The 26,047-nt window shown below is 68.8% G+C and carries 24 protein-coding genes; 15 read left to right on the top strand and 9 right to left on the bottom strand.

The genetic code is table 11. The features are described 5' to 3' along the window. Nucleotides 1–91: 91 nt before the first annotated feature. Nucleotides 92–508: an HIT family protein gene (locus EV652_RS36805; RefSeq protein ID WP_132214232.1), complete on the bottom strand. Its 417-nt coding sequence runs from the start codon at nt 506–508 to the stop codon at nt 92–94. Beyond that, a complete protein-coding gene (locus tag EV652_RS36800) occupies nt 508–2,415 on the bottom strand; it encodes a Na+/H+ antiporter (RefSeq protein ID WP_132214230.1) in 1,908 nt (635 codons plus the stop codon). The genes EV652_RS36805 and EV652_RS36800 overlap by 1 nt, the downstream gene beginning before the upstream one ends. Nucleotides 2,416–2,547: 132 nt before the next feature. On the opposite strand from EV652_RS36800, the gene EV652_RS36795 reads away from it, so the two are divergent. Then, on the top strand, nt 2,548–4,062 hold the full coding sequence (locus EV652_RS36795) for a CocE/NonD family hydrolase (RefSeq protein ID WP_132214228.1): 1,515 nt from the start codon (nt 2,548–2,550) through the stop codon (nt 4,060–4,062). On the opposite strand, the gene EV652_RS36790 is transcribed toward EV652_RS36795, so the two are convergent. Both EV652_RS36790 and EV652_RS36785 read right to left on the bottom strand, forming a co-directional pair. Further along, entirely contained in the window at nt 4,041–4,535 is a 495-nt protein-coding gene (locus EV652_RS36790) for a ribonuclease FAU-1 family protein (protein ID WP_132214226.1), read from the bottom strand. The two genes, EV652_RS36795 and EV652_RS36790, sit on opposite strands and share 22 nt — an antisense overlap. 40 nt (nt 4,536–4,575) lie before the next feature. Beyond that, complete coding sequence (locus EV652_RS36785; RefSeq protein ID WP_132214224.1) at nt 4,576–5,082, bottom strand: DUF402 domain-containing protein; 507 nt, start codon at nt 5,080–5,082, stop codon at nt 4,576–4,578. Between the two features lie 147 nt (nt 5,083–5,229). Here EV652_RS36785 and dxs point away from each other — a divergent pair, with 147 nt between their 5' ends. The 5 genes from dxs (at nt 5,230) to EV652_RS36760 (ending at nt 12,846) form a co-directional block, all read left to right on the top strand. Continuing rightward, nucleotides 5,230–7,122 (top strand): 1-deoxy-D-xylulose-5-phosphate synthase, encoded by a 1,893-nt coding sequence (gene dxs / locus EV652_RS36780; RefSeq protein ID WP_132214222.1) that lies wholly within the window; start codon nt 5,230–5,232, stop codon nt 7,120–7,122. A gap of 9 nt (nt 7,123–7,131) precedes the next feature. Beyond that, nucleotides 7,132–8,475, top strand: coding sequence for a gluzincin family metallopeptidase (locus tag EV652_RS36775; RefSeq protein WP_242002219.1), 1,344 nt, complete (start codon nt 7,132–7,134; stop codon nt 8,473–8,475). Nucleotides 8,476–8,625: 150 nt separating this feature from the next. Then, entirely contained in the window at nt 8,626–9,927 is a 1,302-nt protein-coding gene (locus tag EV652_RS36770) for a gluzincin family metallopeptidase (RefSeq protein ID WP_242002218.1), read from the top strand. 69 nt (nt 9,928–9,996) lie between these two features. Beyond that, the gene (locus EV652_RS36765) at nt 9,997–11,478 is read left to right on the top strand and encodes an amino acid permease (RefSeq protein WP_132214218.1); all 1,482 of its coding nucleotides are present in this window, start codon (nt 9,997–9,999) and stop codon (nt 11,476–11,478) included. A gap of 57 nt (nt 11,479–11,535) precedes the next feature. Beyond that, nucleotides 11,536–12,846 carry a peptidase MA family metallohydrolase gene (locus EV652_RS36760; protein WP_132214216.1) on the top strand — a complete coding sequence of 437 codons (1,311 nt, stop codon included), beginning with the start codon at nt 11,536–11,538 and terminating at the stop codon, nt 12,844–12,846. A 41-nt stretch (nt 12,847–12,887) separates the two neighbouring features. Here the strand turns inward: EV652_RS36760 and EV652_RS36755 are convergent, their stop codons facing one another. Beyond that, nucleotides 12,888–13,745, bottom strand: coding sequence for a class I SAM-dependent methyltransferase (locus tag EV652_RS36755; RefSeq protein WP_132214214.1), 858 nt, complete (start codon nt 13,743–13,745; stop codon nt 12,888–12,890). Between the two features lie 111 nt (nt 13,746–13,856). Between EV652_RS36755 and EV652_RS36750 the strand changes: the two genes are divergently transcribed. Next, a complete protein-coding gene (locus EV652_RS36750; protein ID WP_132214212.1) occupies nt 13,857–14,534 on the top strand; it encodes a winged helix-turn-helix transcriptional regulator in 678 nt (225 codons plus the stop codon). Nucleotides 14,535–14,614: 80 nt separating this feature from the next. Here the strand turns inward: EV652_RS36750 and EV652_RS36745 are convergent, their stop codons facing one another. Continuing rightward, entirely contained in the window at nt 14,615–16,726 is a 2,112-nt protein-coding gene (locus tag EV652_RS36745) for a 3-hydroxyacyl-CoA dehydrogenase NAD-binding domain-containing protein (protein WP_132214210.1), read from the bottom strand. Continuing rightward, nucleotides 16,723–17,922, bottom strand: a complete 1,200-nt coding sequence (locus EV652_RS36740) for a thiolase family protein (protein ID WP_132214208.1) — start codon at nt 17,920–17,922, stop codon at nt 16,723–16,725. The genes EV652_RS36745 and EV652_RS36740 overlap by 4 nt, the downstream gene beginning before the upstream one ends. A 188-nt stretch (nt 17,923–18,110) precedes the next feature. Here EV652_RS36740 and EV652_RS36735 point away from each other — a divergent pair, with 188 nt between their 5' ends. Genes EV652_RS36735 through EV652_RS36725 form a run of 3 tightly spaced genes read left to right on the top strand, consistent with a single transcriptional unit; the run spans nt 18,111 to nt 19,999 of the window. Beyond that, on the top strand, nt 18,111–18,818 hold the full coding sequence (locus EV652_RS36735) for a hypothetical protein (RefSeq protein ID WP_242002217.1): 708 nt from the start codon (nt 18,111–18,113) through the stop codon (nt 18,816–18,818). A 21-nt stretch (nt 18,819–18,839) separates the two neighbouring features. Continuing rightward, nucleotides 18,840–19,514, top strand: coding sequence for a dienelactone hydrolase family protein (locus tag EV652_RS36730; protein WP_132214206.1), 675 nt, complete (start codon nt 18,840–18,842; stop codon nt 19,512–19,514). Then, entirely contained in the window at nt 19,511–19,999 is a 489-nt protein-coding gene (locus EV652_RS36725; RefSeq protein ID WP_132214204.1) for a glutathione peroxidase, read from the top strand. The genes EV652_RS36730 and EV652_RS36725 overlap by 4 nt, the downstream gene beginning before the upstream one ends. On the opposite strand, the gene EV652_RS36720 is transcribed toward EV652_RS36725, so the two are convergent. After that, on the bottom strand, nt 19,996–21,258 hold the full coding sequence (locus EV652_RS36720) for a ribonuclease D (protein ID WP_132214202.1): 1,263 nt from the start codon (nt 21,256–21,258) through the stop codon (nt 19,996–19,998). The genes EV652_RS36725 and EV652_RS36720 overlap by 4 nt on opposite strands. Next, complete coding sequence (locus tag EV652_RS36715) at nt 21,255–21,866, bottom strand: DUF3000 domain-containing protein (RefSeq protein ID WP_132214200.1); 612 nt, start codon at nt 21,864–21,866, stop codon at nt 21,255–21,257. The genes EV652_RS36720 and EV652_RS36715 overlap by 4 nt, the downstream gene beginning before the upstream one ends. A gap of 133 nt (nt 21,867–21,999) precedes the next feature. Between EV652_RS36715 and hemE the strand changes: the two genes are divergently transcribed. From hemE to EV652_RS36690, 5 genes are read left to right on the top strand one after another with little or no spacing between them, the layout of a single operon-like run. Beyond that, nucleotides 22,000–23,079 (top strand): uroporphyrinogen decarboxylase, encoded by a 1,080-nt coding sequence (hemE, locus tag EV652_RS36710; protein ID WP_132214198.1) that lies wholly within the window; start codon nt 22,000–22,002, stop codon nt 23,077–23,079. After that, nucleotides 23,066–23,560 carry a GNAT family N-acetyltransferase gene (locus EV652_RS36705; RefSeq protein ID WP_242002216.1) on the top strand — a complete coding sequence of 165 codons (495 nt, stop codon included), beginning with the start codon at nt 23,066–23,068 and terminating at the stop codon, nt 23,558–23,560. The genes hemE and EV652_RS36705 overlap by 14 nt, the downstream gene beginning before the upstream one ends. Next, entirely contained in the window at nt 23,557–24,966 is a 1,410-nt protein-coding gene (gene hemG, locus EV652_RS36700) for a protoporphyrinogen oxidase (protein ID WP_132214196.1), read from the top strand. Before EV652_RS36705 ends, hemG begins: the two co-directional genes overlap by 4 nt. Beyond that, the gene (hemQ, locus tag EV652_RS36695) at nt 24,963–25,658 is read left to right on the top strand and encodes a hydrogen peroxide-dependent heme synthase (RefSeq protein WP_132214194.1); all 696 of its coding nucleotides are present in this window, start codon (nt 24,963–24,965) and stop codon (nt 25,656–25,658) included. The genes hemG and hemQ overlap by 4 nt, the downstream gene beginning before the upstream one ends. A gap of 5 nt (nt 25,659–25,663) precedes the next feature. Next, nucleotides 25,664–26,041 carry a VOC family protein gene (locus EV652_RS36690; protein ID WP_132214192.1) on the top strand — a complete coding sequence of 126 codons (378 nt, stop codon included), beginning with the start codon at nt 25,664–25,666 and terminating at the stop codon, nt 26,039–26,041. Nucleotides 26,042–26,047: the final 6 nt, after the last annotated feature.

Raw genomic sequence — 26,047 nt, 5'->3', positions numbered from 1 at the left:
TCCTTCGTCGCGAGCCACGCCGAACGTTCACAACAAACGCCCGGCGTCACTCACACCTGCCCAAACTCAACCTTGACTCGCGGCGCGAAAGCTAGTCGGCCAGGGCCGCGCGCAGTTTGCCGGCGTACTCCGCTGCTTCGGCATCGTCGGCGTACTTGGTCCGGGGCCAGAAGAAGCCGCGCAGTCCGTCCCCCTTTGTCCGTGGCACCACGTGCACATGGAGATGGGGGACGGACTGCGACACCACGTTGTTGACGGCAACAAATGATCCCTGGGCGTCGAACGCCGTACGCACCGCCGCCGCGAGCGACCGGGCCGCACCGAACAGCGGCACGGACAACTCGTCCGGCAGTTCCACCAGCGTCGGCACATGCTCACGCGGCACCAGCAAGGTGTGCCCCTTGAACACCGGCCGTACGTCGAGGAATCCGACCACGTCAGGGGTCTCGAGGACGATCTGCGCCGGCGTCGTCCCGGCGATGATCGAGCAGAACAGACAGTCGGCCATCAGCCCAGCCTCTCGTCCACGAAACACCAGCGCCACGTCTCACCCGGCTCGAAACTCCGCATCACCGGGTGGTGGTCCGTGGCGAAGTGCTTGCTGGCGTGTTTCATCGGCGACGAATCACAGCAGCCGACGTGCCCGCAGCCGAGACAGAGCCGCAGGTGGACCCAGTTCCAGCCCCCCGCCAGGCACTCCTCGCAACCGTCCGGTGTGTTCGGGGTCAGCACCATCGGCGCGCTCTCGAGGTGCTCGCACGCACCACCCGCCTGAGGCGGGACGCGCAGATCCTCCGACTGCCCACCGACGTCGTCGGCCTCCTCGCGATCCAGCATCGACTCCTCGACGTCGAGCGCGATCTGGGCCCGCTGCAGCACCTCGTCGGCGACCAGGCCCGCGTCCCGGACCTTCAGGATGTGCGCACGCTCGGCCTCCAGCATGGCCATCCGCAACCGGCGGTAGGCCTCGCTCGGTGTCTCGTACTCGGTCTCCGGCCGGCCGAGTCGCTCCCAGGCGGCCTCGGCCCGCGCCTCACCACGCTGCCGGAGCACCCTGATCACATCCGGCGGATCATCCGGAGTCGAGATCTCTTCCAGTTTCTCCATCGCCGCCCGATGCGCACCTTGCAGTACGGCGGCCTCCTGCAGCGCATCCTCCGCCGGGTCCGGGCCGGGCAGCCGCAACCGTCGTACCAGCCAGGGAAGGGTCGATCCCTGCAGCAGCAGCGTGCCCGCGGTGACGGCCAGGGCGATGAAGACCAGTACCTCGCGATCCGGGGTGTCCTCGGGCAGGGTGAACACCGCCGCCAGCGTGACCACACCGCGCATTCCCGCCCACGACACGACGACCAGGCTCTGCCAGGACACCGGGCCCGGCCGCGACGGCCCGAGGATCCGCCGGGACAGGAACGTGGTCGGGATGAGCCAGATCGGCCGGAGCAGTACGACGGTCGCGAACACCGCCAGCGTCGCCGCAGCGATCAGCCAGCCGGGTAGCGGGCTCTCGGACAGGTCGTCGAGGATCCACCGGGTCTGCAGTCCGATCAGCAGGAAGACCGTGTTCTCCAGCAGGAACTGGAAGGTCCGCCAGTTGGTCCGCTCCGACAGCCGCGACTTGGCCGACTGGATGATCGGCGACTTGTGGCCGAGCAGCAGGCCGGTGACGACGACGGCCAGAACGCCGGACGCGTGCACGTAGTGGTTCTCCGCCGCGATGTAGGCGATGAACGGCGCGGCCAGGCTGAGAGTGGTGTCGAGCACCGGATCAGTGAACCGCCGGCGGATCTTGGCCAGCACGAAGGCGACGATCAGGCCGACCAGGACACCGCCGCCGGCCGCCCGGAGGAAGTCGAGGCCGACGTCGAGGACTGTCGGGGTGACGGCCGCGGCGGCGATCGCCGTCCGCAGACAGACCAGGGCGGTCGCGTCGTTGACCAGACTCTCGCCCTCGAGGATGGTGACCACCCGGCGGGGGAGACCGACCCGCTTGGCGATAGCGGTCGCGGCGACGGCGTCCGGGGGCGCGACCACGGCACCGATCGCGAAGGCGGCCCACAACGGCAGCGGCTCATAGCCCAGACCTTCGGCCACCGCACCGAGCAGCCACCAGGCGACCAGACCGACGCCGACCGTCGTGAACGCGACCAGGCCGACCGAGAGGAAGCCGATCGAGCGCCGGTGTTTGGTGAAGTCGACCAGGCTGGTCCTGATCGCGGCGGCGTACAGAAGTGGCGGCAGGAAGCCGACCAGGACGACCTCGGGCTCGAGTTCGACCCGGGGGACGAACGGGAGGTACGACGCGGCGATCCCGATGATGACGAGGAGCAGGGGAGCCGAGATCCCGAGCCGCCGGGCCAGTGCGGCCCCGGCCGCGACCACGGCGACGAGGGCCACGACCTCGATCGCGATATGCACGGAGCACAGTCTCGCAGCGTCGAGGCGGTTTGCGCGGCTCGGTTCGCCCTGAGCGGAGCCGGGATCTGGTCAGCGTGGTCGGTGTCGTCTAGCGTGTGCGCAGCGGAATCCCTCGATCACGGGGAGTGGCTGATGCATCGTCGTTTGGCTGCACTCGTTGGTGCCCTTGGTGTGCTCGGCTCCTCGTTGGTGGCGCTACCTGCTGCCGCCGCGGTCACGGACGGCTGTGTGGCCTCGGTGCCGGAACCTGGGACGACGACTCCCGTCCGGATCTGTTACTCCCTCTTCGAACCCGCGGGCGCCTCCGCGACGCACACCGTCCCGCTGATCCTGCACAGTCACGGCTGGGCCGGCAGCCGGACCAAGGATCCGGCCGCCTTCAAGTCCTGGCTCGACGCGGGCTTCGGCGTGCTGAGCTTCGACCAGCGCAGTTTCGGCGAGAGCACCGGCGTCGCACACGTGATGAACCCCGACTTCGAGGGCCGCGACGTGATCAAGCTCGTCGACCTCGTCGCCGGTCTGGACTGGGTGACTCGCCAAGGGCCCGGTGATCCGCTGATCGGCGCGATCGGCGGGTCGTACGGCGGTGGGTTCCAGTTCGCCGGCGCGTTCACCGAGTTGCGAGACAGCGGTCGGACCCGGTTCGACGCGCTCGCGCCTGAGGTCACCTGGTGGGACCTGAAGGGCAGCCTCGCTCCGGACGAGGCGGCCCGGACGATGTGGCTGTCCTTGCTGTACGCCGGCGGCGGTACGCACCTTCCACCGGCGGTCTCGGCGGCGTTCGTCGTACTGATTGCGACTGGAGCTTGGCCGCCAGGGAAGGCCGGGCGGGACCTGGACGCGTTCTTCGCGCGCAATGGGCCCGCTTGGCACGTGGCACAGGGGCGGAAGCTCGACATCCCGGTGTTGTTCGGTCAGGGCATCTCGGACAACCTGTTCAACCTCAACCAGGGTCTGGCGAACTTCGAGCGGGCGCTGACTCCGCGGGCGCGTGCTCGCTCGATCCTCGTCGGTTACAACGGCGGTCACACCTTGCCGAGTGTGCTGCCGCCCGGCTTTGCGACCCCGGGTGACCCGTGCTCGATCGCATTGGGTTCGTCCAGCTTCTCCGGTCTCGCCTTGCGGTTCATGTCGACCAAGCTGTTGGGCAAGGCAACGGGCTTGACCGGGTACGGCGACTATCACCTGGCGACCGCGGATGGTCGTTGCCTCACGCAACAGAGCCTGACTGCCAATGCTCGCTACAAGCTCGGCAAGATCCTCACCCCGACCGGGGCTGGATTGCCGCTGAGCGTGAAGGTCGCCGCCGGGCCGGTGACGGTGGCGGGCGTGCCGCGCGTCGACGCTCGCGTGTACACGTTGCTGCCGGACGCGGGTGCCTTCTTCGCTTTGAGCGTCGGGACGAATCCCTTGACTGCGAAGGTCGTGCAGAACAACACGATGCCGTTGCGTGAGGAGCGGGTGGTGAAGGGGGAGCGGCGTTCGATCGAGCTGCCTGCGATCGCGGTCGACGTACCGGCTGGGAAGAACCTCTACCTCACCGTCACCCCGGTCGCCGACATGTTCGCCGGCCAACGCGGACCGCTGCCGGGCGCGCTACTGCTGAAGGACTCGACGCTGACCGTTCACCGGACCCTGTCGAGGTAGGTCTTGTAGACGGTCAGGAACGGTTCCTCGGTCGCGACCGCGTCGGCCAACCAGTCGCAGGTGGTCCGGGCGGTCTCGATCACGTCGGCCGGGTAGCCGTACTTCACCTGGTGCTCGGCGAACTCGTCCTCGTCGTCGATGTAGATCGACCCGTCCCGCTTCTTCACCACGTCCAGGTCGAGATCCACCATCGTGAACACGTCCTCGCCGAACTCCACCGGCGTGGTGATGTCGCAGTAGATCTCCGTCGACCGCGGCTCGTCGTTGAAGATCGCGGTGAACCACTTGTCCCGCGGAAACAACTGCACATGCGCCTGCGAGTGCACCACTTCCGGCTCACTCCCACGCTGCGACACCGAATCCGCCGGCGCCCCCAACCAAACCCCGAACTCATCCTCCCCAAGCCACCGCATCCACTGATGCCAATGCAACTTCTCGTCGTACTTCCGATAAACCACCCGCACATCCCGCATAGCCTTCAACCTATCCCCGCCCAGGTGCACTCCAGCCGCTTCAGGAAGTCAGTGCGCGGGTGCGGTCCAGGTAGGGCTTGTAGGCGGTGGTGAAGGGTTCTGTGGTGGTTATGTGGGTGGCCAGCCAGGTGCAGGTGGCTTGGGCGGTGGCTACTACCTGGGGTGGGTAGTTGTACTTCACCTGGTGGGCGTGGAACTCGTCTTCGTCCATGACGCGGACGGTGCCGTCGCGCATCAGGCGGATGTCGAGGTCGAGGTCGACGGTGGTGACGGTGTCGACGCCGAACTCCGCGGGCATGGTGACGTCGCAGTAGATGCGGGTCTGGTGCGGGTCGTCGTTGAACAGGGCGCTCCACCACTGGCCGTGCGGGAAGAGGCGGACGCGGTGGTGGTCGATGGTGACCCAGCTGCCGTCGGCGCGCTGGCCCTGGGTGCCGGGGACCGAGCCGACCCACAGGCCGTGCTCGTCTTCGCCGAGCCGGACGGCTTCCACCAGGCGATGTGGCTGTCCGTCGTACTTCCGGAACAGCGTGGTCACCATTTCCATGCCGATTACTGTAGGTGAAGACCGAACTAACCAGTCCGAGTGGACGTCTTGGAGTGTGAGATTCCCCCGAGAGCCCTTGTGAGTTCGGAAACCGGGCACGGGGTGCATAGACTCAAGCATTCGAGGACGACCGGCGGGAGGAGCTCGATGCGCGTGCTGGAGACGGTCGGAGGGCCGGCGGACCTCAAGAAGCTGACCGGTCAGCAGCTCACCGATCTCGCGGCCGAGATCCGGGATGTGCTGGTCGAAACCGTGTCGCGGACCGGCGGCCACCTGGGTCCGAACCTGGGCATGGTCGAGATCACCATGGCGATGCACCGGGTGTTCGACTCGCCGACGGACCGCCTCGTCTACGACACCGGTCACCAGACCTACGTCCACAAGCTGCTCACCGGCAGGGCGCCCAAGTTCGACACGCTCCGTCAGCAGGGCGGCCTGAGCGGCTACCCGGACCGGGCAGAGTCCGAGCACGACATCGTCGAGAACAGTCACGCCTCGACCGCACTGTCGTACGCCGACGGCCTGGCCAAGGCGTACCGGCTGCGCAAAGAGGACCGGCACGTCGTCGCGCTGATCGGTGACGGCGGCCTCACTGGCGGAATGGCCTGGGAGGCGCTGAACAACATCGCCGCCGCCAAGGACCTCAAGCTCGTCATCATCGTCAACGACAACGGCCGCTCCTACAGCCCGACCGTCGGCGGCCTGGCCACGCACCTGACCAGCCTGCGCACCAACCCGCGGTACGAGAAGATCCTCGAACTGATCAAGAAGAACCTCGGGCGTACGCCGCTCGTCGGCCCGCCGATGTACGAGGTGCTGCACGGGGTGAAGAAGGGGCTGAAGGACATGCTCGCCCCGCAGGGCATGTTCGAGGATCTCGGCCTCAAGTACGTCGGTCCCATCAACGGGCATGACCGTCAGGCGATGGAGGACGCGCTCCGCAACGCGAAGGCGTTCGGCGGTCCGGTGATCGTGCACGCAGTGACCCAGAAGGGCTTCGGGTACGCCGCCGCCGAGCAGGACGAGGAGGACAACTTCCACCAGATCCGGCCGGCGAACAAGCCGCGCGGCTGGACCGACGTGTTGTCCGACGAGATGGTCCGGATCGGCCACCGCCGCCCGGACGTGGTCGCGATCACCGCGGCGATGCTGCACCCGACCGGCCTGGCGGCGTTCGCGAAGGAGTTCCCGGACCGGATCTTCGACGTCGGCATCGCCGAGCAGCACGCGGTGACGAGCGCGGCCGGTCTGGCGATGGGCGGTCTGCACCCGGTCGTCGGCCTCTACGCGACGTTCCTCAACCGGGCGTTCGACCAGCTGCTGCTCGACGTCGCGTTGCACAAGTGCGGCGTCACCTTCGTGCTCGACCGCGCGGGTGTCACCGGTGACGACGGCCCGAGCCACAACGGCATGTGGGACATGTCGATCCTGCAGCTCGTCCCAGGGCTCCGGCTCGCCGCGCCGCGCGACGGCAAGCGGCTCGAGGAGTTGCTCAACGAGGCGGTCGACGTGTCCGACGCCCCGACCGTACTGCGGTATGCCAAGGGCGAGGTGTTCCCGGACATCGAGGCGATCGAGCGGATCGGCGAGCTCGACGTCCTCGAGCGCGCCGGCACCGACGTCTTGCTCGTCGGCATCGGCGCGATGGCTGCCACGGCGATGGACGTGGCACACCGGCTGGAGGCGCAGGGCTTCGGCGTGACCGTCGTCGACCCGCGGTGGGTCAAGCCGGTCGACCCGAAGCTGGTCGAGCTGGCGGCGAAGTTCAAGTTCGTCGTCACCATCGAGGACAACGGCCGGGCCGGTGGCTGTGGGTCGATGATCGCGCAGGCGCTCCGCGACGCAGGGGTGACGACGCCGGTCCGCGACTTCGGCATCCCGCAGCGGTTCCTCGATCACGCCAAGCGTCCCGCTGTACTGCAGGAGATCGGGCTGACCGGCCAGGAGCTGGCCCGGGACATCACCGAGCTGATCGCACAGCACTCCGGTGATGCGATGCACGAGCCCGACCCGGCAAGCGGCCGGCCGGGCGGCGCCTGAGCCGGCCCCGTGACCGGGTCGGGGCGGCACTCGTCGCCCCCGAGAAGAAGGCACGCGGCGGCCAAAGGCACCCGGATCTGGCCGCTGCTGATCTCCCTGGTTCTCGTGGTCGTCGCGGTCGCCGGCGGTCTCGCTCTGCACCAGTCGAGCGACCGTGCCGCCGGCTCCGACAAGACAGCACCTAGTACGCCGGACATCGATCTGGCCGCTCGTGCCGCGGCCGTGAACCAGGTGCTCAGCAAGCGCGCCCAGGCTGTGCTCCAGGACAACCAGGCCGCGTTCCTCGCCGACGTGGACGCCGGGAACAAGAGCCTCGTCACCCGGCAGCGAAACCTGTTCGCGAACCTGCGCCAGTTCGGGTTCGCCCGGCTCGTCTACCAGCAGTTGGGCCAGCAGTACGACGAAGCCGTCACGCAGAAGTACGGCCCGTCGACGTACCTGGTCGCGATCGCGATGACGTATCAGATCCGCGGCATCGACGCCGTACCCGTCCGGGCGATGCTCGGCTACACCTTCACCGAGCGCCCGGACGGCGGCTGGATGCTGGTGTCGGACACCGACCTCGACAAGCGGCTGCCGCGCGGCTCGCACCAGGAGGCCTGGGACACCGGCGCGGTGCTGGTCAAACGCGCACCTCGGGTCCTCGTGGTCGTCGAGAACGGTCAGGACGCTCTCGCGAACAGCCTCCTCGGCAAGGCGAGCAGCGCGGTGAAGGCGGTGACGAGGAGTTGGCCGGGCGGCTGGAACGGCGCCGGCGTGGTGATCGCACTCGACGACAAGATCGTCCGCGGCGCCGACTACACCGCGCCGAAGAACGCCGAGGACGCGATCGCGATGGCGACCTGGGTGTACCGCACGCTGCCCGGTGAGGTCAACGGCGAGGGGCAGCGGGCGGACTCGTACGTCGTCATCAACCCGCGCAACCGCGCGAAGGTGGACGCCCGCACGCTCGCGCACGAGTTCACCCATGTCGCGACCGCCCCGTACGGCGCCCATGCCCCGCGCTGGCTGGTCGAGGGCGCGGCGACGTACGTCGAGTTCCTGCCGATGGATGGTGCGGACAACCTCGCGCTCGACAAGTACCGGCAGGAAGTCAGGACGAAGTACCTGGTCAAGGCGAAGAATCTGCCCGCCGACGCAGTGTTCTTCCAGCAGTCCGACAGCTCGTATCCGCTGTCCTGGCTGGCCGTCGACTATCTCTTCGAGCGCTTCGGCGGGACCGAGGTCGGCACGCTCTACCAGGAGATGGCGGCCCTCGGCTCGACCCAGCCCGAGCGGGACCGGATCATGCTCGAGCACGTCGGCATGACCGAAGCCGATCTCTTCAAGGTCCTCAAGGCGGCCGACGCTTAACGGCGTGTCGGTGGTGGAATCCGGGGAACCGAGTAGGGTAGCCGGGCTGTGACAGACGGGTACTCGGAGGAATGACCCGACGTGAGTGTGACCACCCCTAGCGCCGAACCGCCAGGCGCTCAGGATTCGCCCCATGGGCCTCGCCGGTGGGTGGGGCTGCTGGTGGCGGTCGCGCTCGTCTCGGGTGGCGTGGTCTACACCGTTGAAGACCGGGAACGGGATGCCCGGGCCAGGTCCACCGCGACGCAGACCGCGCCTGGCCCGACCCAGGCCACCAAACCGTCGAAGACTGCCGCCGCGATCGCCGCCCGCCGGGTCGCCATCGACACGATCCTGCTCCGCCGGGCCCAGGCCGTGCAGACCGTCAACGAGGCGTTGTTCCTGCAGGACATCGACCCGGCCGACCGGTCGCTCCGGGCCGAGCAGAAGGTGCTGTTCGCGAACCTGGTCGAGATCGGCTTCACCGAACTCGGCTACAGCCAGGCCGAGGAGCGATTCGACCCGGCCGTGGCCAAGTCTCACGGGCGGACGACGTACCTGGTCCGGATCCTGATGCGCTACCAGATCCCCAAGGTCGACCTGACGCCCGTCACCTCCGAGCTCGGCTACACCTTCATCAACGTGCGCGGCCGCTGGGTGCTCACGGATGACGACGACCTCGACAAGGACCTCGGGCCAGGTGCGCACCAGGAGGCCTGGGACCTCGGCCGGATCGAGGTACACCGGGCTCCGCGGGTGCTGGCGGTGGTGGAGCAGGGCGACACCAAGCGCGGCCGGTCGATCGTTGCCGAGGCGACCGAGGCGCTGAGCCAGGTGACTGCATACTGGCCGCGGAAGTGGCGTGGGTCGGTCTTCCTGATCGCGCTGGACGAGACCGACGTGCGCGATGCCCGGTTCGCCGACGAGGACATCGAGTCGGCCGCGAGCGCGGGATCGACGTTCTCCTCGCTGCCAGGTCAGGACACCGCCGACGGCACCGTGGCCGGCGCGTACATCGTGGTCAATCCGAACGAGCGCGACCGGGTCGACGAGATTCTGCTGTCGCACGAGATCACCCACGTGGCCACGGCCGACCTGGGCGGCTACGAGCCGCTGTGGCTGGCCGAGGGTGCGGCGGAGTACGTGTCGTGGCGGGGGATCGAGGCGATCAGCGGTCCGGGCGAGGTCGGCAAGTGGGAGCAGGAGGTCATCGACGACGCCTTACCGGCGCTGTCCTCGCTGCCGAGTGATGCGGGCTTCTACCAGAACAGCGCGGACGTGTACGGCGTCAGTTGGCTCGCCGTACGGTTCCTGGTCCGGCGGCTCGGACTCGAGAAGGTCGAGGAGCTGTACGAGGACATGGCGATGCACGGCATCGACCAGGCGTCCCGGGATCGGATCCTGTTCAGCCGCACCGGCCTCAACGAAGTGACGTTGTGGACATCACTCAAGACCTACCAGCCGCAACGCTGAGTGGCGGTTTGACCTCGCGGTGTCAGAGGGGCAATCTCGAATGATTCCGTCCATTGCGAGGAGGCGCAGATGAGTCTGTTGCGGAAGAAGACGATCGAGCAGTCGATCGCGGACACCGATGAGCCGGAGTACCAGCTCAAGAAACGCCTCACCGCCCTTGATCTGACGGTCTTCGGTATCGGCGTCATCATCGGTGCCGGCATCTTCACCCTCACCGGCCGGGCGGCGAAGACGTACGCCGGGCCGGGGATCGCGATCTCGTTCGTCCTCGCCGCCATCTGTTGTGCCCTGGCCGCGCTGTGCTACGCCGAGTTCTCCTCCACGGTGCCGGTGTCGGGATCGGCGTACACGTTCTCGTACTTCTCCCTCGGTGAGATCTTCGCCTGGATCATCGGCTGGGACCTGCTGCTCGAGTTGATGCTCGGCGCAAGCGTGGTGGCCCAGGGCTGGTCGACGTACGCCGCCTTGTTCCTCGAACAGATCGGATTGGGCTGGCCCGAGTCGATCGGGCCGGATAGCAGCGTGAACGTGCTGGCGATGCTGCTGGTCGTCGTCCTGGCGACGCTGGCGACGATCGGGATCAAGGAGTCGCTGCGGGTCAACCTGGTACTGGTCGCGATCAAGCTGTTCGTGGTGCTGTTCGTGATCATCGCCGGCCTGTTCTACGTCAAGGGCTCGAACCTGACGCCGTTCATCCCGCCGAGCGTGCCGACCGAGAGCGGTGAGGTCACGATCACCACACCGCTGTTCCAGGCGCTGTTCGGCATCGCGCCGTCGACGTTCGGTGTGATGGGCATCGTGTCCGGCGCTTCGCTGGTGTTCTTCGCGTTCATCGGGTTCGACGTGGTCGCGACCACCGCCGAGGAGGCGAAGAACCCGCAGCGCGATCTGCCCCGCGGCATCATCGGCTCGCTGGCGATCTGCACTGTGCTGTACGTGCTGGTCTGCATCGTGATCACCGGCATGATCCACTACTCCGACATCAACAGCGAGGCGGCGCTGGCCGAGGCGTTCCGGTCGGTCGGTCGGCCGGGCTTCGCGACGCTGATCTCCGCCGGTGCGGTGGCCGGTCTGACCACGGTGGTGCTGACGCTGATGATCGGCGCCGCCCGGGTCGTGTTCGCGATGAGCCGCGACCACCTGATGCCGCGTGAGCTCGGCAAGACGCATCGCAAGTGGGGTACGCCGTACCGCCTCACCATCGGGATCGGCATCCTGGTCGCGCTCGTGGCCGGGCTCACCCCGATCGGCAAACTCGAGGAGATGGTGAACATCGGCACGCTGGCCGCGTTCACCCTGGTCTCGATCGCCGTTCCGCTGCTGCGCAGGAGCCGGCCGGACATCAAGCGCTCGTTCCGGGTGCCGGGCAACCCGGTGATCCCGATCCTGGCCGCGCTGATCTGCGTCTACCTGATGCTGAACCTGTCGCTGGAGACCTGGCTGCGGTTCGCGATCTGGATGGCGCTCGGCTTCGTGGTCTACTTCGTCTACGGCTACCGCAGGAGCCGCGTCGGCGTGGAAGAACGCACCGGCGAAAGCACGCGGGCCTAGTCCACTCTGGGGTCGGCTGGCGGTACTATCCGTCAGCCGACCACTGGAGGGGATCTGATGAAGCACCCGCGACGTCTTTTCGCGGGTGCCGCCGCGTTGGTGCTGGCGGGCACGGCCGGAGTGGTCGCCGTACGCCTGCAGCAGGGTGGCTCGGCGGTCGGCAGCAGTGCGGCGGCGATCAAGGCCACTGCGACGCCGGGACAGCTGACCGACACGCAGCGGGCGGCCCGGAAGACCGCGGTCGACGCGGCGCTCGCGAAGCGCTCCACCGCGGTGCTGAAGGGTGATCTGAAGGGCTTCCTCGCGGTCGTCGACCCGAAGCAGCCGCGGCTGGTCGCGCGGCAGCGGATGCTGTTCACCAACCTGCGCAAGTTCGAGTTCACCGCGCTGAAGTACTTCGTCGCGGACGAGCGGCCGTCGAAGGTGCTGATCGCCAAGTACGGCGCGGAGACCTTCTCGACCCGGGTGATGATGCGGTACCAGCTCGCCGGCCTGGACCGGAAGCCGGTGCAGACCGATCTGGGCTACGCCTTCGTCCAGCGCGGCGGCGCGTGGGTCCTGGTCGACGACAGCGCGATCGAGGAGACGCTGAGTCCGGACGGACATCGGCAGCCGTGGGATTTCCAGGAGATCTCGGTGATCCGGAAGGGCAAGGTGCTCGTGGTCGTCGACAAGGGCGAGCCGGCTCTCGGCCAGAAGATCGCCAAGGTGTCCCAGGGCGCGGTCGACGGTGTGCAGCGGCACTGGCGGCGACCGTGGAGCGGCGCGGTGATGGTGGTCGCGATGTCCGAGCCGCGGGTGATGGCGACGGTCTGGACCGCGGGCAGCGGCTACGGCTGGACGATCGCGGCCAAGGCGGTCTCGCTGTACGACGGTGATCCGTGGGCGGAGAAGTCGGTACCACCGGTGAGCAGCCGGATCGTCGTCAACCCGGCCGTGCGGTCGAAGCTGGACCAGGATCTGCTGGTGCACGAGATGACGCATGTCGCGACGCTCCAGCTGGGGATCAAGACCCCGATCTGGTTGGTCGAGGGGATTGCGGAGTACGTCCGTTGTGCGTCGATCGAGGACGATCCGCACTGGACTGTCGACCCCTATCGCAAGACGGTCCGGACCAAGTACCTGTCGTCGATGAAGGTGCTCCCGACGCAGGCCGAGTTCGACGCCGCGGGGGATCGGTCGTACGGGCAGAGCTGGTGGGTCACGGCGTACCTGGTCGACGAACTGGGGGAGAAGGGGGTGGCGGCGCTCTACACGGACCTGGCCAGACACAGTACGAGCCAGAAGGCGTACGCCGCCATCCTCAAGAAGCACACCGGGAAGACGGCTCCCCAGTTGGTCGCTGCGGTCAAGAAGTTCAAGGGATAAAGGGATCCCCGCCCCCTCGCTTGGCTCGGGGGCGGGGATGCTCAGCGGGTGCCGGTGACTACGAGCATCTCGCAGGGGCCGGCGAAGCCGGTTGGGGCTTCGAACTGGGTCAGTTGGTCGGTGATCTCCTGCCAGGCTGCGGCCCGGCCGGCCTCGTCGAGGCTCGACAGCATCTGATGGAGGGCGCCGAAGGATTCGCGTTCGAAGCGGACGCAGTCGGCGGCGGTGGGCAGCCGGACCGGCGACGGCACGACGTCCACGGTGATGTCGTGGAACCCGGCCGTGGTGAAGGCCTGCTCGGCGACGCCCGGGCCCCCTAGGCTGAACGGACCAGGCTGGCCGGGTGCCGGCGGCGGGAGCTCGGCTCGGCGGCGGATGATGCCGACCGGGATCGAGAAGAAGCCGTTGCGGTCCGGGGTCGAGTAGACGACCGCGGAGAATCTCCCACCCGGTCGGAGCGCTCGGTGGATGCCGCCCAGAGCAGCCTGCTGGTCCGGGAAGTAGATCAGGCCGACGCGGGAGATGGCGGCGTCGAAGCTGCCCTCGTCGAGCCCGGACAGGTCCTCGCCGTCGGCCTCCAGCGTGTCCACCGTCGACACTCCGGCCTCGGCGGCGAGCCGGGCGGCGTACCCGAGGATGGCGGGCGAGATGTCGGTCGCGAGCACGTGCCCGCTGGGTCCGGCCAATCGTGCCGCGGCGACGGTCTGGCCGCCTGCGCCGGCGGCCACATCGAGGACGCGGTCCCCGGCGCCGATGCCGGCCGCGTCGAGCATGGCCGCAGTGGCGTCGCCGAGCCAGTCCTCGATGGTCGGGCCCCAGCGGTGCCAGGCCTCCGCGGCGTCCTCCCACTGCGCTCGCGTGGTCTGCTTGTAGACCTTCGGGTCGAAAGTGACGGTCATGGTTCCCCTCCTGTGGTGAGGGGTCCAGCGCACCAGCCGAGCCATGAAACCCACTAGTACTGGTTCTGGACTTAGCTGGTACACATCCTGGACCGCGGCGCACAATGAGCCATGCGAGACTACGGCCAGTACTGTCCCGTGGCCCTGGCCAGCGAGGTGCTGGCGGACCGCTGGACGCCCCTGATCGTGCGCGAACTCGTGCTCGGGAGCCGGCGGTTCAACGACATCGATCGCGGTTTGCCCGGCATCTCCCGCACACTGCTGAAGCAACGCCTGAACCACCTGGAACGCAAGGGCGTGCTGGAGCTGGTTCCGGTCGCCCGCGGCCACGAGTACCAGCTCACCCCGGCCGGTCGTGACCTCGAGGGCGTCATCATGGCGATCGGGGAATGGGCGGTGCGCTGGATGTTCAGCGAACCTCAGCCCCGCGAGGTCGATCCGGTCACGTTGACCTGGTGGATGTCGCGGCGGGTCGACTTCGAGAAGCTGCCCGGGCAGCGGGTCACCGTCGAGTTCGAGTACCGCGGCGACGACCCGACCCGGATCTGGCTGATCCTCGACCGGATGGAAGCCTCGGTGTGCACAGACCACCCCGGGTTCGACTCCGACGTCGTCCTCACCACCGCGCCGGTGGAACTGATGCGGGTCTTCTCGGGCATCCTCAGCCTGGCTCAAGCCACCGCGGACGGCACTGTCGCCCTAGCCGGCCCACCACGGCTCCTGAGGGCCCTGCCGACCTGGTTCCTCTGGAGCCCTTTCGCCCCCGCGGTCCGGGAACGTATCGGCTAGCCGACAGCGCGGTTTACTGGGACATGCTGCTGGGGGCCGGAGCGGGCTTCCGGCTCCGCACCGACCCCCAGCGGTCCTGGTCAGCTCAGGCTTGCGAGGCCTTTCGGCAGGAAGCGTGAGCCGTTGACCTTCTCCGAGAGACCCGACCGGTCCAGGTACGGCGTGATGCCGCCGAGGTGGAACGGCCAGCCGGCGCCGAGCAGCAGGCACAGGTCGATGTCCTGCGCCTCCGCGACGACGCCCTCGTCGAGCATGATTCGGATCTCCTCGGCCAGCGCGGTCAGCACACGGGTCCGCAGCTCCTCGGCCGTCGACGGCTTGTCGCCGACGCTCACCAGCGCCTCGACCTCCGGGTCGACGACCGGCTTGCCCTCCGGCCAGAGGTAGAACGAGCTCTTGCCCGCGGCAACCACCTTCGCCAGGTTCTCCGACACCGCGAACCGGTCCGGGTAGGCCCGGTTCATCGTCTCCGCCACGTGCAGCGCGACCGGCAGGCCGACCAGCTGCAGCAGCACGAACGGCGGCATCGGAAGGCCGAGGGCGGACAGCGCCTTGTCCGCCGCGGGGACCGGAGTGCCCTCGTCGACCGCCGCGCTGACCTCACCCAGGAAGCGGGTCAGCAGCCGGTTCACCACGAACGCCGGCGCGTCCTTGACCAGTACGCAGGACTTCTTCAGCGTCTTGCCGACCGCGAACGCGGTGGCCAGCGTCGCGTCGTTGGTCTGGTCCGCGCGGATGATCTCCAGCAGCGGCAGCACCGCGACCGGGTTGAAGAAGTGGAACCCGACCACCCGCTCCGGGTGCTCCAGGTCCGCGGCCATCTCGGTCACGGACAGGGACGAGGTGTTCGTCGCCAGCACCGCGTCCGGCCGGATGATCTTCTCCAGGTCGGCGAAGATCGTCTTCTTCAGCCGCAGCTCCTCGAACACGGCCTCGATCACGAAGTCCGCGTCCGCGAAGACTGCCCGGTCGACCGATCCGGTGACCAGCGCCTTGAGCTGGTTCGCCTTGTCCGGCCGGATCCGGCCCTTGCCGAGCAGCTTGTCGATCTCACCGTGCACGTACCCGACACCACGGTCCACCCGCTCCTGGTCCAGGTCCGTGAGTACGACGGGCACCTCGAGGCGCCGTACGAACAGCAGTGCCAGCTGACCCGCCATCAGACCGGCGCCGACGACACCGACCTTGCCGACCGGGCGGGCGAGCGACTTGTCCGGCGCGCCGGCCGGACGCTTGGCTCGCTTGTTCACCAGGTCGAACGCGTAGAGGCCGCTGCGCAGCTCCTCGCTCATGATCAGGTCGGCGAGCGCCTCGTCCTCGGCCGCGAAGCCGCGGTCGCGATCGTTGTCCTTCGCCGCCGCGATCAGTTCCAGGGCCCGGTACGGCGCCGGGGCCGCACCGCTCACCTTGACGTCGGCAAACCCCTTGCCACGGGCAACAGCCGCGTCCCAGGCGTCACCACGGTCGATCTCCGCCCGCAGAGGCGTGATGTCACCCTTGAGCACCTTGCTCGCCCACAGCAGCGACTGCTCGAGGAAGTCGGCCGAGTCGAGCAGGACGTCGCCGATGCCGAGCTTCACCGCCTCGGGGCCGCTGAGCATCTTGTTCTGGTTCAGGGCGTTCTCGACGACGACCTTGACCGCGTGGTCGGCGCCGATCAGGTTCGGCAGCAGGAAGTTGCCGCCCCAGCCAGGGATCAGGCCGAGGAACACCTCGGGGGTCGACAGCATCCCGGCCGCGACCGAGACCGTGCGGTAAGTGGCGTGCAGCGCGACCTCGAGGCCGCCGCCGAGCGCGACCCCGTTCACGAACGCGAAGGACGGCTTGCCGCCGTCGACCAGCTTGCGCATCACGCCATGCCCGATCCGGCCCAGGTTGAGCGCCTGCTCGCGGTCGGTCAGCTTCGGTACGCCGGTCAGGTCGGCGCCGGCGGCCAGGATGAACGGCTTGCCGGTCACGCCGATCGCGACGACCTCGTCGCGGGCCAGCGCGGCGTCGATCGCGGTGTTGAGCGACGCCAGCCCCTTCGGGCCGAACGTGTTCGGCTTGGTGTGGTCGTGCCCGTTGTCGAGCGTGATGAGGGCCATCGTGCCGGCCTTGCCCGGCAGGACGACGTCCCGCGAGTGTGCGAGCGTGACGACCTCGTCGGTCTCGATCGCGACCGCCTGGTCAATCAAGTCTTGGAGGCTCACGCGGCCGCCCCTTCCCAGTTGGGGTTCTCCCAGATCACGGTGCCGCCCATGCCGAGGCCGACGCACATGGTGGTCAGGCCGTAGCGGACCTCCGGGCGCTGCTCGAACTGCTTGGCCAGTTGGTTCATCAGCCGCACGCCGCTGGACGCCAGCGGGTGGCCGTAGGCGATCGCACCGCCGTACGGGTTGACCCGCGGGTCGTCGTCGGCGATGCCGTAGTGCTCCAGGAACGCCAGCACCTGGACGGCGAACGCCTCGTTCACCTCGAACGCGCCGATGTCCTCGATGGTCAGGCCGGCCAGCTTGAGCGCCTTCTCGGTTGCCGGGACTGGGCCGACCCCCATCACCTCGGGCTCGACGCCGGCGAAGCCGTACGAGACCAGCGTCATCTTCGGGGTCAGGCCGAGCTCCGCGGCCGCCTCGGCGGAGGCGAGCACGCAGGCGGTCGCGCCGTCGTTGATACCGGCCGAGTTGCCGGCCGTCACCCGGCCGTGCGGGCGGAACGGCGTCTTCAGGGCGGCCAGGTCCTCGACCGTCGTCCCCGGGCGCATCGGCTCGTCGATGCTTGCGTAGCCCCAGCCCTGCTCGGCCGACCGGGTCGCGATCGGCACGAGGTCGGGCTGGATCAGGTCGTTCGCGTAGGCCTTGGCCGCACGCTCCTGGGACGCAGCGGCGAACGCGTCGGCGCGCTGCTTGGTGATGGTCGGGAACCGGTCGTGCAGGTTCTCCGCGGTCGACCCCATCACCAGGGCAGAGGTGTCGACCAGCTTCTCGGAGATGATCCGCGGGTTCGGGTCGACACCCTCGCCCATCGGGTGGCGGCCCATGTGCTCGACACCGCCGGCCACGACCACGTCGTACGCACCGAAGGCGATCCCCGCGGCGGTGGTGGTGACGGCGGTCATCGCGCCGGCGCACATCCGGTCGATGGCGTAGCCGGGCGTGGTGTTCGGCAGGCCGGCCAGCAGGGCCGCGGTCCGGCCGATGGTCAGGCCCTGGTCGCCGATCTGGGTGGTGGCCGCGATCGCGACCTCGTCCACCCGCTCCGGCGGGAGCTCCGGGTTCCGCCGGAGCAGCTCCCGGATGCACTTGATGACCAGGTCGTCGGCGCGCGTCTCGGCGTACTGGCCCTTGGCCTTGCCGAACGGGGTGCGAACGCCGTCGACGAACACGACATCGCGGATCTCACGGGGCACGAGGGCCCTCCTCTGGGGGTCGGGAAAGCTAGTCAGATGCTACCCGTGGGTAACAGAACTCCCAAAGCACCCGGGCCTGTGCGGCTGCTCACAAACCACACCCATGTGGTCACGCAGGCCGCAACCCGTGGCGAACGCGGCCGAATCGGCGCATGCTGGTGGCAGGTAGCTATGGGGAGAGCCGTTCTATGAACAACTTTGATCTCGCCGTACCGGTGCTGAGCCGGGGCAAACACCGCAATCCGCGCAAGGGCGCCTGCTTCATGGAGTTCGCCTCCTACCTGGCCGGCGAGCCGTGGTCGGACCACCCGGGCTGCACGCACCCGTTGCTGGCCGGCGTTGCGCGAGACGTCAACGACTGCACGACGGACGCCGGCCGCGCGCGGCTGGCTCCACTGATCCCCTCGGTGATCGGGCTGACTCCGGACGACCCACACGTCGTACCGCGAGTGACGGCGCGCTGCATCCAGCACGCGCTGCCGATCGTGTCGCAAGAGCGGCAGTACATCCTCGCGGTGGCTCTGCTGGTGGGGGAGAAGCACCTCGCAGCGCTGGACGGGCGTCCGCTGGACGACCTCGAGCCGGCCTCGCGGGAGGCGCTCGAGTCGGTCCCGTCCGCGACCAAGTGGGCGCGATCCTTCACCTCCAGGACTCACCGGGGTACGCCGGACTTCGCGAAACGGACCGCACCACGGGCCGTGTCCTGTGCGGTGGAAGGCATCTCGCAGGCCTGCGTGCCGGACCCGGACGACCGGCTGTTCAACCTGCTGACCGCAGCGATCGAGGAGTGCACGGCCTGGATGCCGCGCCCGCCAAAGCCTGCGCCGACGACGCCGGTACGGGAAGAGGTTCTTCGCACGCCCGCCGACGGAGGCGGCGTGCTGGAAGCTCGTTAGGCGACCAGTAGGCTTCACTGTGTGACTTTGGAGATCGATACCGGATCAGGGTTGATGCCAGTCCACGAGTGGAACCCTGGGGGCGACGGGCCCGGCGTGCTGCTCCTGCAGGAGATCTTCGGGGTCTCCGACTACATCAAGCAGCGTGCCGCGGATCTTGCTGCCCTCGGGTACTACGTGATCGCGCCGGAGATCTACTGGCGGCTGGACGACACCGAACTGGACGAGTCCGCGCCGGATCTGCTGGAGAAGGCGATGGCGATCGTGGGCCGGCTGGACTGGGACCAGGCCGTCGTGGACTCGGTCGCCGCGCTGGAGTACCTGCGCAGTCGTGACGCGGGCACCGCTGTGGTCGGGTTCTGCTTCGGCGGCGGGCTCGGGTTCAACGTGGCCGCGATGTCCCCGGCCGATGTGCTGGTGAGCTACTACGGCTCGGCCCTACCGCAGTTGCTGGACCTCGCGCCGAAGGTGACCGCGAGGAGCCTGCATCACTTCGGCGACGCGGATGCGTACCTGCCGGTCGACGACATCGTCGCCGTCCTGGATGGTGCCGAGGTCCATCGATATCCCGGTGCGGGTCACGCGTTCGACAATCCCTTGCCCGCCTTCCACCACGCCGAGGCCTCCGAGTTGGCGTGGCGGCGTACGGTCGAGTTTCTCTCCCGTCAACTTCCTACCTCCCAAGGATCCGAATGAGCCTGTACGACATCCCGCTGACGACCCTCTCCGGCGCTGCCACCTCGCTCGGCGAGTACAAGGGCAAGGCCGTTCTCATCGTGAATGTCGCCTCGAAGTGCGGTCTGACCCCGCAGTACGAGGGTCTGGAGAACCTGCAGAAGCAGTACGCCTCCCGCGGCTTCACCGTGCTCGGCGTCCCCTGCAACCAGTTCGGCGGCCAGGAGCCGGGCACGTCCGAGGAGATCTCCGCCTTCTGCTCGACGTCGTACGGCGTGACGTTCCCGATGCTCGACAAGATCGAGGTCAACGGTGAGCGGCGGCACCCGCTGTACGGCGAGCTCACCCAGACACCGGACGCTGCAGGCGAGGCCGGCGACATCCAGTGGAACTTCGAGAAGTTCCTGATCAGCCCCGTGGGCGCGGTGGCGGCACGCTTCCGCCCCCGCACCGAGCCGGAGTCGCCCGAGATCGTCGAGGCGATCGAGGCCCAGCTACCCGCTTAGTCGAGCGGTTTCGCCGGCGCTTCTGCCGCCATGGCGTCCGTGAGGACCTCGGCCGTGAGGCCGATCTGCCACTCGCGGGCGCCGTGGTCACGCAGGAACATGCTGACCACCTCGAGGCTCGGATCACTCGGCGGCGACCAGGCCAACCGGCGGATCGTGTCCGGCGCCATCAGATTTTCGGTCGGCAGGCGATGCGCCTCGGCGATCTCACCGACGGCGGATCGAGCAGCCGACAGGCGAGCGGCCGCATCGGGGTCCCGGTCGGCCCAGGCGCGGGCCGGCGGCGGGCCGTCGTACCGCGGTCCCTGCTTCGGGAGCTCGGAGTCGGGCAGGCGACGGGCGTGGTCGATGGCCTCCCACCACGTGCGCATGTGCCGGTGCGCGCCGCGGCCTTTGAACGCGGTCAGCCGCTGCAACGTGTCCCGGTCGGCCGGCATCGCCGACGCGGCCTCCACGATCGCGGCATCCGGCAGGATCCGGCCGGGGGAGATGTCGGCGGCCTCCGCGATCTGGTCGCGGGCCTCCCACAGCGCCCGTACGACGGCCAGACTGCGGCGATTGCGGACGCGATGCATCCCCGACGTACGGCGCCACGGGTCGGGCTTCGGCTCACGCGGAGGAGCGGACAGGATCGCGGCGAACTCCTGCTCGGCCCACTCCCATTTGCCCTCACGGCGTAGCTCGGCCTCGATCGCGTTGCGCAGCTCGATCAGCATCTCCACGTCGAGCGCGGCGTAGATCAGCCAGGGCCCGGGCAGCGGGCGGGTCGACCAGTCCGCCGCGGAGTGCTCCTTGCGCATCCGGTAGCCCAGGACTTCGCTGACCAGCGAGGCGAGGCCGACCTTCGGGTACCCGAGCAGGCGGCCGGCCAGCTCGGTGTCGAACACCTTCCGCGGCACCATCCCGACCTCGGCCAGGCAGGCCAGGTCCTGGTTGGCGGCGTGGATGATCCACTCGGCGTCGACGATCGCATCGCCGAGCGCGGACAGGTCGCCGAACGGGATCGGGTCGACCAGGGCCGAGCCGGCGCCTTCGCGGCGGAGCTGGACGAGGTACGCACGGTGCGAGTACCGGTAGCCGGAGGCGCGTTCGGCGTCGACGGCCACCGGGCCGGAGCCGGACTGGAACGCCTCGACCACATCGGTCAACGCGATGCCGGTATCGACGACCTCGGAGAGGCCGTCACGGAGTTCGAGCAGTGGCAGGTGCGCGGTCGGGTCGTCCGGGACTGGCGGCTGCTGGGTCTCGGCCGGGCTCATCGGCCCCGCTGTCCGCGCCGGGTCGGCATCGCCACCACCCCCGGCGGCACCGGCGGCAGGCCGGCCGCCGTGCAGAGCACCTCGCCCCACGCCTCCGCGTGCCGGGTCACGTCCACGGTGCCACCACTGTCACCTGGTCCCGGCACCGGACTCCAGGACGCGCGGATCTCGATCTCCGCCGTCGCGTCGTCGTCGGCCATTCCGCCGAAGCTTTCGGAAACCACTCTGGTGACGGTACCGCTCGGGGCCAGGAAGTCGGCACCCCGGTCGGTCAACGCCTCCATCAGCCAGGTCCAGCCCACGCCGCCGAGCAGCGCGTCGGTCACCATTTCCGGCTCGACGGCCGCACGCACGTACGCGACACAGCGGAAGGTCGACTGCCAGGCGTCGTTCCCGTCCGGGTCGTAGAGGATGACCAGGCGGCCGGTGGCGATATCGTCACCGTCGACCGTCACGTCAGCGCTGACCGCCGCCGCATGCGGTGCGATCCGCTGCGGCGCGGGCATCTCCTCGACGAATACCTCGGGCCGGAACCGGGCACCGCGCAATTGCGACACTGCCTCGGCGAACTCCGCGGGTGGCGCGTCGACCTGCTTGCGGGCACCCATGCTTCGCAGCCTACGACTGATTACTCACAGACGCCTGTGACGACGCGCCGGTAGCAGCGCTGTGCCATTGGCCGGGCCTTCGGCGCCGGCAGGGTCATGTGAGGGCGTCGGGACAGCGTGGGATCATCGCTGTGTGTCTTCGATCCTGCCGCCGTCACCCAGCGCGACCGAACGATCTCCCTTCCTGCTTGCGGCTCGGGGTGAGTCGGGTCCGCATACGCCGGTATGGTTCATGCGCCAGGCCGGGCGCTCGCTGCCGGAGTACCGGAAGGTCCGCGAGGGCACCACGATGCTGGAGTCCTGCATGCGTCCCGACCTCGTTGTCGAGATAACGCTGCAGCCGGTACGCCGTTACGGCGTCGACGCGGCCATCTTCTACTCCGACATCGTCCTGCCGCTGAAGGCGACCGGCTTCGACATCGAGATCAAGCCGGGTGTCGGTCCGGTGGTCGCGGCGCCGATCCGCGACGCGGCCGGCCTCGACGCGGTCCGCCCGGTCACTCCCGCGGACGTGCCGTACACCTCGGACTCGGTCAAGCAGTTGGTCGCCGAACTCGACGGCACCCCGCTCATCGGCTTCGCCGGTGCGCCCTTCACGGTGGCGTCGTACCTGGTCGAAGGCGGCCCGAGCAAGGACCACGCGAAGACTAAGGCGCTGATGCACGGCGACCCGAAGCTGTGGCACGCGCTGGCGGACCGGCTGGCCGATGTGGCGATCGCGTACCTGTCGGTGCAGATCGAGGCGGGCGCGTCCGCGATCCAGTTGTTCGACTCGTGGGCGGGCGGGCTCTCGGCGCGCGACTATGCCCAGTTCGTCCAACCGCACTCGGCCAAGGTGTTCGAGGCGTTGGCGTCGTACGGCGTACCGAGGCTGCACTTCGGCGTGAACACGGGCGAGCTGCTCGGGCTGATGAGCGAGGCCGGCGCGGATGTCGTCGGGGTCGACTGGCGGGTGCCGCTGGATGAGGCGGTACGGCGGATCGCCGCGGCCGGATCGGGTCCGAAGCCGGTCCAGGGCAACCTGGATCCGGCGCTGCTCTTCGCCGGCTGGGACGCGTTGGAGCCGGAGATCGACCGCATCCTCGCGGAGGGGAAGGCAGCTCCCGGCCACATCTTCAACCTCGGCCACGGGGTGCCGCCGGACACCGATCCCGAGGTGCTGCACCGCATCGTCCGGCACGTCCAGACGAGGTCGGCCCGTGTACCTGCCTGACCACAAGGTGAACCTGGAGCGCCTGACCGCGGCGCACGCGGACGCCGTGCTGGCCTTCGAGGTGGAGAACAGGAAGTACTTCGCGGCCTCGATCCAGGATCGTGGCGACGCGTACTTCACCGAGTTCGGCGCGCGGCTCGCGGGCCTGCTGGCCGAGCAGGAGGCAGGGATCTGCCGGTTCCACGTGCTGGTGGACGACTCCGGTGCCGTGGTCGGACGGGTGAATCTCGTCGACTTCGAGAACGGCTCGGCGGAGCTCGGCTACCGGATCGCGGAGAGCGCGACGGGTAAGGGACTCGCTTCGGCGGCGGTGCGGGCGCTCATCGGAATCGCCGCGCCCGAGTACGGGCTGACCGCGCTGCGAGCAGGCACGTCGGTCAAGAACCTGGCCTCGCAGGTGGTGCTGGAACGGGCCGGATTCCGCCTGGTCGGCGACGACGGGGCGGAGCGGGTGTACGAGTTGAAGCTGGAGGCCGCGTGAGCTCGGTGGTCGTGGTCGGTGGCGGCATCAGTGGGCTGGCGGCTGCGTACGCGCTGGCGACCGGTCCGAATCCGCCGCGGATTACCGTGCTGGAAGGGTCGCCTCGGCTCGGCGGCAAGCTGGCCGGCGCCGAGCTCGAAGGCATTCCGGTCGACCTCGGTGCGGAGTCGGTGCTCGCCCGGCGGCCGGAGGCGGTCGACCTGATCAAGGCGATCGGGCTCGGTGACGACCTGGTCCACCCGGCGACCACCTCGGCCGGATTGTGGATCGGCGACCGGATCCGGGCGATCCCGCCGACGGTAATGGGTGTCCCCGTCGACCCTGCCGCGACGACCGACGTACTGGGTGAAGCGGCCGCTGAGGAGGTCGCGCACGAGGCTGAGCTGCCGTCGCCTGCGCTGCAGGAGGACGTCGCGATCGGCCGGTTTGTGGCTGAGCGCATGGGCAAGGCGGTCACGGACAAGCTGATCGACCCGCTGCTGGGCGGGGTGTACGCCGGGCGTGCCGAGGAGATCTCGCTGGCAGCCGCCGTACCCGACCTGTACGCCAAGCTGCGCACTGCACCGAGCCTGCTCGTGGCGACCGCTGAGCTTCGAGAAGCGGGCCAGCGGCGTGCGGGTCAGCCGGTGTTCGCGGGCATCGTGGGCGGAGTCAACCGGCTGATCTCCGGACTCGAGAAGGACCTGACAGCTCGGGGTGTCCAGATCAGGCGCCAGCTGGCGGTACGACGGATCACGCGGACAGCTGATGGTTACGAGCTGGAGGCCGGTCCGGTGCCGGCTCCGACGCTGCTGTCGGCGGACGGGGTGATTGTCGCCGTACCGGCAGCTCCTGCGGCCCGGATGCTGGCCGAGCTGGTGCCTGCGGCGTCTGCCGAGCTGGCGACGATCGAGTACGCGAGCATGGCGATAGTGACGCTGGCTGTGCGCAAGCAGGACTGGCCGGAGGGCGCGACGGGCTCTGGGTTCCTGGTGCCGTCGGTCGAGGGGCGGACGATCAAGGCGTCGACGTACTCGCACGCTAAGTGGCAGTGGTCGAGTGACGCCGGGGGAGAGCTCGCTGTGCTCCGTGCCTCGGTTGGGCGGCTGGGGGAGGAGTACGTGCTGCAGCGGTCCGACGAGGAGCTGGTGGCACTGGCGACTGCGGATCTACAGCGCGCAGTGGGGCTCCAGGCGCCCGTGGTGGGCTCTCTGGTGAGCAGGTGGGGTGGTGGCCTCCCGCAGTACGCAGTGGGGCATCTGGACCGCGTGGACCGCCTTGAGGCGGCTGTAGCGGCAGAGCCTGGTCTGGCCGTGTGTGGAGCGGCGTACCGGGGTGTGGGGATCGCTGCGTGCGTCGCGTCCAGTGGCAAGGCGGCAACCCGGGTGCAGGCTCACCTGGACGCATTAGCGACAATGGCTCCGTGACAGAGAAGCCGAAGGCGCGTGAGCTCAACAATGTGATCCGCTACACCATGTGGTCGGTCTTCAAGGTGGAGACCCCGCTGGGTGACACGGACCGGGACGAGCTGACCGCCGAGCTGTCCGAGTTGGTCTCCAAGCTGTCGACCGACGATGTGGTGATCCGCGGGATCTACGACGTCGAAGGATTCCGGGCGGACGCGGACTTCATGATCTGGTGGCATGCTCCGACGTCGGACGCACTGCAGAAGGCGTACCACGCGCTTCGCCGGTCGCGCCTCGGACGGCACCTGGCGCCGGTGTGGTCGCAGCTCGCGCTGCACCGGCCGGCCGAGTTCAACAAGAGCCACATCCCGGCGTTCCTGGCCGACGAGGAGGCGCGGGCGTACGTGTGCGTGTACCCGTTCGTGCGGTCCTACGAGTGGTACCTGCTGCCGGACGAGGAGCGCCGGTTCATGCTGGCCGAGCACGGCAAGATGGCCCGCGGGTACCCCGACGTGCGGGCGAACACGGTGGCGTCGTTCGCGCTCGGCGACTACGAGTGGATGCTGGCGTTCGAGGCGGACGAGCTGCACCGGATGGTCGACCTGATGCGCGACCTGCGGGCGTCCACGGCGCGGCGGCACGTGCGTGAGGAAGTGCCGTTCTACACCGGCAAGCGAACCGAGCTCGGCGAGCTGGTCGCCAACCTGGCCTGAGCCTCGTGCACCGCAAAGCCTTTCCGGTGCTGTACGTCACCAACGTGCGCCGGTCCGTCGACTTCTACGCCCTGCTCGGCTACCAACCGACGTACCAGTTCCCGCTGGAGGGCGACCCGCACTACGTCGGCCTGGAGCGCGGCGATTCCTCCCTGGGCATCGCTCACTTCAACTGGCCCGAGGCCCAACTCGGCATCACCGTCGGCACCGCGCCCCGCTTCGAGCTCTTCGTGTACGTCGGCGACGTCGACGCGGACGTCGAGACCTTCCGAGCCGCCGGCCACCCGATCCTCCAGGAGCCGGCCACCATGCCCTGGGGCGAACGCCAGGCCTACATCTCCGACCCGGACCAGAACCCCGTCGCCCTCGCCACCCCGATCTGAACCGGG

This window comes from Kribbella steppae (genome assembly GCF_004342025.1).
GTDB classification, from domain to species: Bacteria; Actinomycetota; Actinomycetes; order Propionibacteriales; family Kribbellaceae; genus Kribbella; species Kribbella steppae.
The sequence above is the reverse complement of the archived record's forward strand: the minus strand, read 5'-3'. Positions and strand labels throughout refer to the sequence as shown.

What these genes read in the sequence shown, in the direction of transcription:
- EV652_RS36805 (WP_132214232.1), bottom strand. Translation starts at nt 508, where the DNA reads ATGGCCGACTGTCTGTTCTGCTCGATCATCGCCGGGACGACGCCGGCG.
- EV652_RS36795 (WP_132214228.1), top strand. Translation starts at nt 2,548, where the DNA reads ATGCATCGTCGTTTGGCTGCACTCGTTGGTGCCCTTGGTGTGCTCGGC.
- EV652_RS36790 (WP_132214226.1), bottom strand. Translation starts at nt 4,535, where the DNA reads ATGCGGGATGTGCGGGTGGTTTATCGGAAGTACGACGAGAAGTTGCAT.
- EV652_RS36785 (WP_132214224.1), bottom strand. Translation starts at nt 5,082, where the DNA reads ATGGAAATGGTGACCACGCTGTTCCGGAAGTACGACGGACAGCCACAT.
- dxs (WP_132214222.1), top strand. Translation starts at nt 5,230, where the DNA reads ATGCGCGTGCTGGAGACGGTCGGAGGGCCGGCGGACCTCAAGAAGCTG.
- EV652_RS36765 (WP_132214218.1), top strand. Translation starts at nt 9,997, where the DNA reads ATGAGTCTGTTGCGGAAGAAGACGATCGAGCAGTCGATCGCGGACACC.
- EV652_RS36760 (WP_132214216.1), top strand. Translation starts at nt 11,536, where the DNA reads ATGAAGCACCCGCGACGTCTTTTCGCGGGTGCCGCCGCGTTGGTGCTG.
- EV652_RS36755 (WP_132214214.1), bottom strand. Translation starts at nt 13,745, where the DNA reads ATGACCGTCACTTTCGACCCGAAGGTCTACAAGCAGACCACGCGAGCG.
- EV652_RS36750 (WP_132214212.1), top strand. Translation starts at nt 13,857, where the DNA reads ATGCGAGACTACGGCCAGTACTGTCCCGTGGCCCTGGCCAGCGAGGTG.
- EV652_RS36735 (WP_242002217.1), top strand. Translation starts at nt 18,111, where the DNA reads ATGAACAACTTTGATCTCGCCGTACCGGTGCTGAGCCGGGGCAAACAC.
- EV652_RS36725 (WP_132214204.1), top strand. Translation starts at nt 19,511, where the DNA reads ATGAGCCTGTACGACATCCCGCTGACGACCCTCTCCGGCGCTGCCACC.
- EV652_RS36720 (WP_132214202.1), bottom strand. Translation starts at nt 21,258, where the DNA reads ATGAGCCCGGCCGAGACCCAGCAGCCGCCAGTCCCGGACGACCCGACC.
- EV652_RS36715 (WP_132214200.1), bottom strand. Translation starts at nt 21,866, where the DNA reads ATGGGTGCCCGCAAGCAGGTCGACGCGCCACCCGCGGAGTTCGCCGAG.